Here is a 12509-nt window from a genome sequence, read left to right as displayed (position 1 = left end):
GACCTGGGTGTCGGGAACCGTCGCCGGCTGGATGCCGGCGCCGGTCGGGCCGCAAGCAAAGCTAAGTGTGGCCGGTGGCCGGTCAAGGCCGGCCAAACAGGCGGCAGGGTCCGAGTCGCCGCCCGTTTGGCCGCCGGAGGCATCCATGCGTACGCCCGCAATCGGCGGGGTGGTTCGGAAGCGGACCCGGTGTCCAACCGCAGCCCGCGATCGGACCGGCTTCGTAGCGGGCGAGCGGCCGAATTTGTTCTTGTTTCATACTGATCCGGCGAGCGATTTTCCGCCTTTTTGGAAACCACTGGTTTTGAGTTCAATCGAGCGGCGACACCCTTCCGTGTGTCCTATCCTAATGCAGACGATTTATGCGTGCTCTCGCGGCTTGCAAGAAACTATTGGAAAAATAAGGATTCACACGGGCATATGCCGGCGATATCAATGAGTATCGCGTCACATAATCAGCGTATACACCAATAATTAGCTCTTAATAGTGTATCGATGCAGCCTGGACCGGCGTGCGTGCCGGCCGCGTGACGTGAGGGCTGAAAGACCGTGGCGAATCCAACCTTCACTATGATCGGCACCAACGGTTTCGGCCTTTCCGACATCGGAAGCGAGGCCGCCCCAGTGTTGTCGGACATCGATGGTGATGGCGATCTCGATCTCCTGGTCGGCAACGCGGACGGAAACACGCTTTTCTTCCGGAACACCGGAACGACTCTGTCGCCGACCTTCACGCTGGACAGCACCAATCCCTTCGGGATCAGCAACGTCAGCGCGGGCGGTGCGCTTCCCGGTCTGGTGGACATCGACGGCGACGGCGATCTCGACCTGTTCATCGGCAACCACGCCGGCACCACCCTGTTCTACCGCAACAATGGAACCTCAGCGCAGACGCCGACCTTCTCGCTGGAAGGCACCAACCTGTTCGGCATCCAGAGCGCCGGCAGTTACGGGGCGCTGAGCTTCGCCGATCTGGATGGCGACAACGATTTCGACCTCCTGATCGGCGGCGCCGATGGGAATATTTTCTTTTACCGCAACAACGGCTCCACGCAAGCGCCGACCTTCTCTCTGGAAGGGACCAATCCCTTCAACCTTCCCCCCGACCTCGACGGCTACGCGTCGCCCGCGCTGGCGGACATCAACGGGGACGGTCTCGTCGACCTCGTCACCAAGAGCACCGTCTACGTCAATGTCGGCACGGCGGCCGCGCCGACCTTTTCGCTGTTCGCCACGAACCCCTATGGGAATACCGGTCCCGGAGCGTACCCGCGGCCGGCGCTGGGCGATCTCGATGGCGACGGCGACATTGATATGGTGGTCGGCGTGGACGGCGGCGATGTGGAGTATTTCCGCAACCTCGCCCCGGTGGTCGTGACGCTGGGCGATGGCGGAAACACGATCGCGCTGTCGCAGATCAACACGCTGACCGGCGGCACCGGCGTCGACGTGGTGTCGCTGGTCGAGATCGGGGCGACCTACACCGTCTCCGGGGTCGAGACGCTGACCGGCAGTTCCGCCACCGACGTCGTGATCCTGGGCGGTGCCGACAACACGATTCTGGTGAGCGGCGTCGAGACGCTGACCGGCGGTGCGGGCACCGACGTGGTGACGCTGGGCTCCCTGGGCAAAACAATGCTGGTGGGCGGCGTCGAGACGCTGACCGGTGGCATCGGCACCGATGTGGTGATTCTGGGCAGCAGCGGCAACACGATGCTGGTTGAGGGCATCGAGACGCTGACCGGCGGCATCGGCACCGACGTGGTGACGCTGGGCGACAGCGCGGGCAACACGCTGACCGTGTCGAAGCTGGAAACGCTGACGGGCGGCGTCGGAAACGACGTCGTGACGCTGGGCAGCGGCGGCAACACGGTGCTGGTGACCGGCGTCGAGACGCTGACCGGCGGCACCGGCACCGACGTGGCGATGTTGAACAGCCTCGGCAACACGGTGCTGGTCCGGCTGATCGAGCAGGTGCTCGGCGGCACCGGCACGGACAACGTGACGTTGGGCACCGGTGGCAATTCGTTGCTGATACGGGGCGTCGAAACGCTGACGGGTGGAACCGGCACCGATGTGGTGACGCTGAGCAGCGGCGGCAACACGGTGGCTGTGAGTCTCGTCGAAACGCTGATCGGTGGCACCGGCGTCGACATCGTGAGCCTCGACAGCAACGGCAACACGCTGTTGGTCCGGTTGACCGAGACGCTGATCGGTGGGGCCGGCGCCGATTTCGTGACGTTGGGCACCGGTGGCAACACGGTGGCGGTGAGTCTGGTCGAAACGCTGATCGGCGGCGGTGGCGCCGACACCGTGAACCTGGACAGCAACGGCAGCACGCTGACGATCCGGTTGATGGAGACGGTGATCGGCGGGGCCGGCACCGACATCGTGACCGTGGGCACCGGCGGCGCCACGATGCGGGTGAGCGGCGTCGAGACCTTGACCGGCGGTGTCGGCACCGACGTGGTGACGCTGCTCACGGGTGGGAACACACTGACGGTGTCCCTTCTGGAATCGTTGATCGGCGCCTCCGGCGTCGACGTTGTGACGCTGGGCGGAGCCGGCAGCACCATGCTGGTGAACGCTCTGGAAACGTTGATCGGTGGCACCGGCACCGACGTGGTGACGGTCTCCGCCTCCGGGATGACCACGCTGGTCGGCGGCATCGAGACGCTGAACGGCAACTCCGGCCGGGATATCGTGACGCTCGTCGACGGCGGCAACACGATGTCGGTGTCACGGTTGGATTCCCTGATCGGCGGTTCCGGCACCGACGTGGTGTCCTTCGGCACGACGTGGGGCAACACCTTGATGGTCAGCGGCGTCGAGACGCTGACCGGCGGCACCGCGACCGACGTTGTGACGCTGGGCAGCGACGGCAACACCATCGAGGTGTCGGAGGTCGAGACGCTGTTTGGCGGCTCCGGCACAGATGTCGTGACGCTGGGCAGCGGCGGCAACACGCTGCTGGTCCGGTTGCTGGAGACGCTGACCGGCGGTTCCGGCACCGACGTCGTGACGTTCGGCACCGGCGGCAACGTGATGACGGCGAGTGGTGTCGAAACGATCAAGGGCGGCAGCGGCCTCGACATCGTGACGCTCGGCGACAGTGCCGGCAATACGCTCACAGTGTGGCGGATCGAGACGCTGATCGGCACGTCTGGCACCGACCTGGTGGAACTGGGCAGCGCCGGCAACACGCTGCTGGTGGACGGTGTCGAGACGGTGGTCGGCGGCATCGGCACCGACCTGGTGGAACTGGGCAGCTCCGGCAACACGCTGCTGGTGAGCGGCCTCGAGACGCTGACGGGCGGCATCGGCACCGATGTGGTGACGCTGGGCAGTTCCGGCAACACGCTGCTGGTGAGCGGTGTCGAAACGTTGACCGGCGGCGCCGGCACCGACGTGGTGACTCTCGGTGACAGCGTGGGCAACACGCTCACGGTGTCAGACGTGGAGACGCTGATCGGCGGCGTCGGCACCGACGTGGTCACCTTCTCCCCGGCCGGCAACCAGGGAACCCTCTTCGTCTCCGGTGTCGAGACCGTCTACACGCCGTTCCAGACGTTGACGCTCAGTGGCACCGACACGCTGATTGCGATTTCGGCCAGCCCTTCCGCACCGGTGCTTACACCGGCGTCGGACAGCGGCGTGGCCGGTGATGCGGTGACGAACGCGTCGCAGCCCACGCTGAGCGGAACCGCCGACGCTGGCAGCGTCGTGCACCTCTACGCAAACGGTGTCGAGATCGGGACGGGGACGGCCAACGGCTCCGGCGACTGGTCGCTTGCTCCCGGCTCGGTGCTTGCGGATGGCGTTTGGACGCTAACGGCCAAGGTGATCACGTCTGGCGTCGAGAGCGGTGCGTCCAACTCCCTCCTGGTGACGATCGATACGAGCGCTTCGGCGCCGAGCGGTCTGACGCTTGAGGCCGGCTCGAACAGCGGGTCCACCTCCGACACTCTGACCAACGTGGCGGCACCGGTGATCACCGGCAGCGTTGCCGAAGCTGGCGTGGTCGTGCTGTACGAGGGCGCGACGGCTCTGGGCACGGTGACCGCTGCGGCGGCCGGCGCCTGGAGCATCACCGCGGCCTCGCTGAACGACGGCGCTCACACGCTGACCGCCACGGTGACCGACGTAGCGGGCAACACCTCGTCCGCCTCGACCGCGCTGACCGTCACCATCGATACCGAAGCAAGCGCTCCGACGAGCCTTGCCCTGGCGATGGCGTCGAACAGTGGCTTGTCCACGGACACGCTGACCAACGTGGCGGCGCCGGTGATCACCGGCAGTGTCGCCGAAGCCGGGGTGGTCGTGCTGTACGAGGGTGCGACGGCTTTGGGCACGGTGACCGCTGCGGCGGCCGGCACCTGGACGATGACGGCGGCCTCGCTGGGCGACGGCGCGCACACGCTGACCGCCACGGTGACCGACGCGGCGGGCAACACCTCGTCCGCTTCGACTGCGCTGACCGTCACCATCGACACGAACGCTTCGGCACCGAGCGGTCTGACGCTGGAGGCCGGCTCGAACAGCGGTTCGACCGCGGACACGCTGACCAACGTCACCACTCCCGTCGTTGTGGGCAGTGTTGCCGAGGCTGGCGTGGTCGTGCTGTACGAGGGCGCGACGGCTCTGGGTACGGTGACGGCTGCGGCGGCCGGCGCCTGGAGCATCACCGCGGCCTCGCTGAGCGACGGCGCTCACACGCTGACCGCCACGGTGACCGACGTAGCGGGCAACACCTCGTCCGCTTCGACTGCGCTGACCGTGACCATCGATACCGAAGCAAGCGCTCCGACGAGCCTTGCCCTGGCGATGGCGTCGAACAGTGGCTTGTCCACGGACACGCTGACCAACGTGGCGGCGCCGGTGATCACCGGCAGCGTTGCCGAAGCTGGCGTGGTCGTGCTGTACGAGGGCGCGACGGCTCTGGGCACGGTGACCGCTGCGGCGGCCGGCGCCTGGACGATGACGGTGGCCTCGCTGGGCGACGGCGCGCACACGCTGACCGCCACGGTGACCGACGCGGCGGGCAACACCTCGTCCGCCTCGACCGCGCTGACCGTCACCATCGACACGAACGCTTCGGCACCGAGCGGTCTGACGCTGGAGGCCGGCTCGAACAGCGGTTCGACCGCGGACACGCTGACCAACGTCACCACTCCCGTCGTTGTGGGCAGTGTTGCCGAGGCTGGCGTGGTCGTGCTGTACGAGGGCGCGACGGCTCTGGGTACGGTGACGGCTGCGGCGGCCGGCGCCTGGAGCATCACCGCGGCCTCGCTGAGCGACGGCGCGCACACGCTGACCGCCACGGTGACCGACGCGGCGGACAACACCTCGCCCGTCTCGTCCGCGCTGACCGTCACCATCGATACGGGGGCGCCGTCGGTTGCCGTCGCGTTGGACAAAACGACGCTCGGGGTGGGGGAGACGGCTACCGTCACATTCACCTTCAGTGAGGCTCCGGTTGGCTTTTCCCTTTCGATGGTCAGCGCACAGAGCGGGACGCTGTCGGACCTGTCCGTTCTGCCCGGCAGCGACGGGTTGGTTTACACGGCCACGCTGACCCCAAGCGTGGAAACGGTCGCCTTTGACAGCCGCATCACCGTCGCCACGAGTTGGAGCGACGTTGCCGGAAACACGCCGGCGGCGGTGGGGACCTCGGCCGGCTACGCCATCGACACCCGGAGCCCACCCGGCAACACGGCTCCCCTCATTGACGGTGCCGTGGCCGGCCAAGCGGTCGACGATACTGCCAGCCGCCAGCCCTTCACCACCATGACGGTCTCCGACAACCAGACCGCCCAAGCCCAGACGGTCGTGGTGACGGTCCGCGATTCGGGCGGCACGGTCGGTGACGCCACCGGTACTTTCACAGCCGCCAGCCTCACCGCCAGCGGGTTTACCAGGTCGGCCGCCGGCATCTACAGCCTGACCGCCGGTTCCGCGGCCGCCGCCCAGGCTGCCCTGCGGCTGCTCGACTTTCAGCCGGTGTCCAATCGGACCGCTCCAGGCACCCAGGAGACCACGGCCTTCACCGTGACGGCCACCGACGCGGACGGCGCGTCGGCGACAAACACCACGACCAGCATCAACACCCTGTCGATCAACGACGCCCCGGTGCGGGCCCAGGCGCTCGGCACCCGCAACCTGGACCAGGGGCAAGCCTTTTCCTACACGATTCCGGCGGGGATCTTCACCGACGCCGACACCGGAGACAGCCTCACCCTCAGCGCGGCCAGCGGCGATGGATCGGCGCTGCCCGCGTGGCTCAGCTTCGATGCGGCGACCGGGCGGTTCTCCGGCACGCCGGGCAACGCCGACATCGGCACCCGGACGGTGCGCGTCACCGCGACCGATTCCTCCGGCGCCACGGTTTCGGACCTGCTGACCATCGAGGTCGCCAACGTCAACGACACGCCGGTCGCGGCGAATGACACGGGCGACACCGACCGGCTCACGCCGGTCACAGTGGTCGCGTCGAGCGGCGTGCTTGCCAACGACACGGACCCCGATGTCGGTGACCGCCTGACCGTCAGCGCGGTGAACGGGGACGCCGCCAACGTCGGCCGGGCCATCACGCTGGCCGGCGGCGGCCGGCTGACGCTGAGCGCCGACGGTGGCTACAGCTTCGACCCGGCAGGCGGCTACGGCACGCTGCTGTTCGGCCAGACCCGGCAGGAGACGGTCAGCTACACCGTCACCGACCAGGCCGGGGCAACCTCCACCGCGACGCTGACCATTACGGTCCGGGGGGTCAACACCGCCCCGGCGGTGCAGGAGGCGAAGCACGTCGCCATCGACCAGAACTCCAGCCGCGTCGGCCTGTCGATCGACAAGCCGGTCGATCCTGAGGGCGACCCGCTGACCATCACGGTCACCGGTCTGCCCACGGTCGGGGCGCTCCAGCGGTACGACGGCACGGCGCTCGCCATCGGCGACACGCTGACGCCGGACCAGCTCGCCGCGGTGATCTACACGCCGCCCTTCGGCGCCACAGGGGCCGTCGGGTCCTTCAGCTACGCCGTTTCCGACGGGACCCATCTGGTCGGCCGTGCGGTGACGATCAGCCTGACGCCGGTGCAATGGCTGAGCATCACCCCGTCCAGCCTGTCGATCGCGGAGGGCAACAGCGGGTCCACCGGCCTGACCTACACCATCACCCGGCGCGGTGACACCTCGGGCGCCACCACGGTCAAATGGCAGGTCGACACGACCGGCCTGAGCGGCAGCCTTGCCGATGCGGCCGATTTCGGCGGCACGCTGCCCAGCGGCACCATCACCTTCGCTGCGGGCGAGACCAGCAGGACCATCACCGTTCCGATCAGCGGCGACCGGCAGGTCGAGGCCAACGAGCGTTTCCGGGTCCTGCTCTTCTCCCCCTCGACCACGGTGGCCGACGCCAAGATCACGGTGGAGAACGCGACGGCGATCGGCACCATCCTCAACGACGACCATGCCGCCACGATCATGGCGGTGACCGGCCCGGCCGCCGGCCGCTATCTGGCGGCGCGTGGCGACACGCTGGACTTCACCGTCGCCTTCAGCGACGCGGTGAGCGTCTCCGGCACCGGCGCACCGCGGCTGGCGCTGACCGTCGGAACCCAGACCCGCTACGCCACCTTCCTGCGCGTGGAGTCCGGAAAGCTGGTGTTCCGCTACGCCGTAGCTGCGGACGATCTGGACAGCGACGGCATCGTGGTCGCCGGGACCATCGACCTGAACGGCGCGCAGATCCGCGACAGCGCCGGCAACGCCGTCACCAACCTGTCCTTCGGCAGCGCGGCGCCGGTCACCGGCCATGTGCTGGTCAACGTCCGCGGCGGCCACGCCATCGACGGCTACATCGCCGGCGCCACGGTGTTCGCCGACGCCAACGCCAACGGCCAGCTCGACCCCGGAGAGGCGTTCGGGACCACCAACGCGGTGGGCAGCTGGTCGATCCCCGGCGGGTCCGGCCCCATCGTCATGATCGGCGGCACCGACATTTCGACCAACCTGCCCTTCACCGGCGTCTACGAGGCGCCGGGCTCGGCGTCCGTCATCACGCCGCTGACCACCATCATCATGGGCATGGCGGGGCTCGCCGGAACGGACAGCGCGATCGCCGCGGCGGCGACCGAATTGAAGAGCAAGCTCGGCCTCGACGCTGGCCTCGATCTCCTCACCTACGACCCCATCGTCGCGGTGACCACGACCGGGGCGGACGCCGCGGCCATCGCGACCGCGCTGAAGACGCAAGCGGCCGCGGCCAGCGTCGCCAACGTGATCGTCCAGGGCAGCGCCGTGCTCGCCGGGGTGGTGATCGGCACGCCGCGGGCCAGCGGCGTGATCGGGCGGGCGCTGGTCGGTGCCATCGCCGACGCGATCAAGGCCGTGCCGGCGGGCGGCACCATCGACCTTGCCGATCCGGTGGTCATCGCCGCCATCCTGGCCGCCGCCGGGGCGCGGATCGGGGCCGTGGACAGCGTGAAGCTGGCCGCGGTGACGGGCGGTGCCGCCAACGTCATCGCCGCCTCGAACGGCGCGGTGATCACCGCCGGCACGACCAACAGCGGCGGTATCGACGGGCTGACCCAGATGGCCCAGGCCCAGGTGGTGGCGCAGGGCACGGCGGCCGACGAGCTGCGCAGCGGCACCGCCGCGGGCGACGTGTCGGGGGCCGTCACCGCCTTCACCGGCACCAACCTCCAGCAGCAGATCAGCGCCGCCCAGGTGGCCGTGGTCATCCCGTCGCGCCTCGCCATCGCGGCGACCGACGCCGACAAGCGCGAGGGAGACAGCGCAACCACCGCCTTCACCTTTACGGTCACCCGCGCCGGCAGCACGAGCGGCGTCCTGACGGTGGCTTGGACGGTGGCGGCCGGCGACGGACCCGGGGGCACCACGCTCGACGCCGCCGATTTCGGCGGGACCCTGCCGTCAGGCACGGTCTCCTTCGCCGACGGCGAAACGACCAAGACCATCACCATCCTGGTGTCGGGCGACACGGACATCGAGCCGGACGAAACCTTCACCGTCACCCTGTCCAACCCGTCCGTCACGGCGACGGCGATCGAGACCGCTTCGGCGTCGGGGATCATCCGCAACGAGGACCCGGTCGACCCGGTGCTGACCCTGCCCGGCGCGCAAACGGTGGTGGCGGGAACGGCCGCGGCCATCGCCGGCCTGTCGGTGATGGACGGCGACAGCGCCACGGTGACGGTGACCCTGACGCCCGGCAACGGCAGCCTCGGCCTCGCCGGCCCCGCTGCGGTCAGCACGGCCGGCGATGGCACCGTGACGGTCAGCGGCAGCGTGGCCGACGTCAACACGACGCTCGCCTCGCTGGTCTTCACCGGCACCGGCGGACAGACGGCGGGCAGCATCGCGGTGACGGTGGCCGACGGCGACCCGCTGACGCCGGACGCCTCGGGCACGCTCGCCATTGCCATTCAGTCGCCGCCGGCCAACGTGCTGCCGAGCAGCCCGACCCTGGTCGCCGGCCGCTCGACCGAGGTGCTGGGGCTGGAGATCACGGACATCGACGGCGGCACCATGACCGTCGTGCTGACGCCGACCAACGGCACGCTCACCCTGCCGCTCTTCGGCTCGGCCACGACGAGCGACCTCGGCAACGGCAAGGTCCGGCTCACCGGCTCACTGGAGGACGTGAACCGCACGCTGCAGCAGCTCGAATTCACCGCGACGCACAACGTCACCAGCGCGTCGATCCGGTTCGAAGCCTCCGACGACCAGCCACTGACCCCCGACGCCGACAGCCTGCTGGTCATCGGCGTGCTGTCCTCGCCGGAGCACACGGCGCCCACCGCCCTGTCGGTGATTTCCGGCGTGGCAACGGCGGTGACCGGCCTGTCGGTCAGCGACTATGACAGCCCGACCCTGCAGGTCACGCTGACCCCCACCAACGGCGCGCTGGCATTGACGGCGCAGGGTGGGGTGACCCTGACCCAACCGTCCGCGGGCGTCTGGCGCCTGCTCGGCACCCAGGCCAACATCACGGCCACGCTGGCCACCCTGACCTTCACCGGCACGACGGGCGAGACCTCCGGAACGATCCGGGTGACGACCAGCGACCTCGGCACGCTGACGACCGACGCCGAAGCGACCATCGCGGTGACCATCGCCGATCCGGCGACCCTGGTCGCCCCGACGCTCACGCTGCCGCAGCCGATCACGCTGGACCAGGGCCTCGACACGGCGCTGACGGGCATCCAGGTCACCGATCCGGACAGCCCGTCGATCACGGTGACGTTGACGCCGTCCCAGGCGACCCTGGGGGCTACGGCGGCGGGGCAGGCGAGCGTCGCGACGGCGGGCAACGGAACGCTGACCATCAGCGGGTCGGTCGCCGACGTGAACGCGACCCTGGCCGCCCTGCGGATCACCGGCGCCACCGCCGCCACCGCGACGGTCGCGGTGACGGTCAGCGACGGCCTCACCACCCCGGCCACCGGCACGCTGACCTTGCCGATGGTCGACGTCACCCCGCCCGGCAGTCCGACCATCACCGCGGTGAGCACCGACTCCGCCGGCACGCTGCCGGTGACGGTCACCAACACCAACCGCAACCGGCTCTTCGTCCGCGGCACGGCCGAAGCCGACAGCCAAGTTGTCCTGTCCGACGGCGGGACGGAGGTGGCGACGGTCACCGCCGACGCGCAAGGCGCCTGGGTCGTCGATCTCAGCGCGACGCCGCTCCCGGACGGCACCCACGCCTTCACCGCGCGGGCGACCGACGCGGCCGGCAATACCGGCTTGGCGTCCGGCGTCCTGTCGGTGACCATCGACACCATCGCCCCGCCGACGCCGTCGGTGGTCTTCAACGACGCGTCCATCGACCAGGCCAGGCAGGGCAACGTCGGATTCGCCCTGTCCGGCGGGGAAAGCGGGACGACCTACCGCTGGACGCTGTCCTCCTCGGGCGGCGGCGGTTCTCTGACGGGGACCGGAACGCTCACCGCGTCGGACGGCACGGTTGGCGGAATCGACGTGTCCGGTCTGCTCGACGGCACCCTATCCCTGTCGGTCACGCTGACCGACGCGGCGGGGAACGTCTCGGAGGCCGGGACGGCGACCGCGGCGAAGGCGGCGGGAGCGGTGGTGGACGGCACGCAGGTCCAGACGCTCTCGTCGCAGTCCAACGGACGGGCCGTCAGCACCGTTGTGGTCCAGGCCCCCGCCAACGGCCGCGTGGAAGACCCCAGCAGCCCGAATCCCGGGCTGGCCGACGTGCCGCTGGTCCGGGAGACGGTGACCGATCCCTCCACCGGACAGCCGGCCGTGATGACGACGCTGCAAGTCGGCCTGCCGACCAGGGTCGGGGTGACGGCGAGCGGCCCGGCGGCCCGCGAGGGCACGACCCTGGCGGAGGCCGACCTGATCCGCGCGATCGAGGAGCGGACGGTCGCGGGATCGGCCTCGCGCTCCGACCTCTCCAGCGGTGGCGCCCGTTTCCTGGGCACGCTGTCGCAGCAGACACCCGTGCTTCTGCGCACGCTCGCCTTCGCCGCGTCCGGCACGCCCGGGGGGGCGGTCCATGTCGCCGGCACCGCTCAGGAGGCCGGCCTGCCGACGGCGCTGGTCATCGACACGACCGGGGTTGCGGGGCCGCTGACCATTCAGCTCGACCATGTGGCTTTCGCCGCGGTCATCGGGTCGGCGACGTTGACCGGGGGTGAGGGCAATCAGGTGGTCTATGGGGACTCCGGTGCCCAGTCGATGATCCTCGGCCCCGGCGACGACTTCCTGTCGGGCGGCGGCGGCAATGACACGGTGGCCAGCACGTCCGGCAACGACACGCTCTATGGCGACGCCGGCGATGACCTGATGCACGGTGGCGACGGCGACGACCTGATGAACGGTGGGTCCGAGAACGACACGATGGGTGGCGGCGGCGGGCGGGACACCATGGGTGGCGGCACGGGCAACGACATCCTGTTCGGCGAGAACGGCGACGACATCCTGTTCGGCGAGGAGGGCGACGACGTCCTGGTGCTCGGCGCCGGCTCGGACATGGCCGACGGTGGGGCCGGGAACGACACGCTGTTCGGCGAGGAGGGCGACGACACGCTGTTCGGTGGGAACGGTGACGACATCCTGTCGCTGGGGGCCGGGAACGACATGGCCGACGGCGGGGATGGCAACGACACGCTGTTCGGCGGAGCCGGCGACGACGTCATGGTCGGTGGTGGGGGGGATGACGTGCTGTTCCTCGACCAGGGCGCCGACACGGTGTGGGGCGGCGCCGGGGCGGACACCTTCGCGTTCGGCGGGGCTTCCGGCGGATCGATGGTGATGGACTTCACCGCAGGCACCGACCGGCTGGCGCTCTTCGATCCCTCGCTCGATCTTGGAAGAGTGATCGTGTCGGCACGGGTCGTGGGCGGCAACACCGTGCTCGACCTGCGTCCGGGGGTGAGCGTCACCATCGTCGGGCAAGCCGGTGACGTCGCCCGCTGGTTCGCCTGACCGGGAGGGCGGGCGGACACGCGCCCCCC

The 12509-nt window shown here is 69.4% G+C and carries 1 protein-coding gene; it reads left to right on the top strand.

What is annotated here, in order from left to right:
• Window positions 1-549: 549 nt before the first annotated feature.
• Window positions 550-12480: an Ig-like domain-containing protein gene (locus tag ABAZ39_RS25015; RefSeq protein WP_247881744.1), complete on the top strand. Its 11931-nt coding sequence runs from the start codon at window positions 550-552 to the stop codon at window positions 12478-12480.
• The last annotated feature ends 29 nt before the right edge of the window (window positions 12481-12509 follow it).

Source organism: Azospirillum argentinense (assembly GCF_000632475.1).
GTDB lineage: Bacteria > Pseudomonadota > Alphaproteobacteria > Azospirillales > Azospirillaceae > Azospirillum > Azospirillum baldaniorum.
The sequence above is the reverse complement of the archived record's forward strand: the minus strand, read 5'-3'. Positions and strand labels throughout refer to the sequence as shown.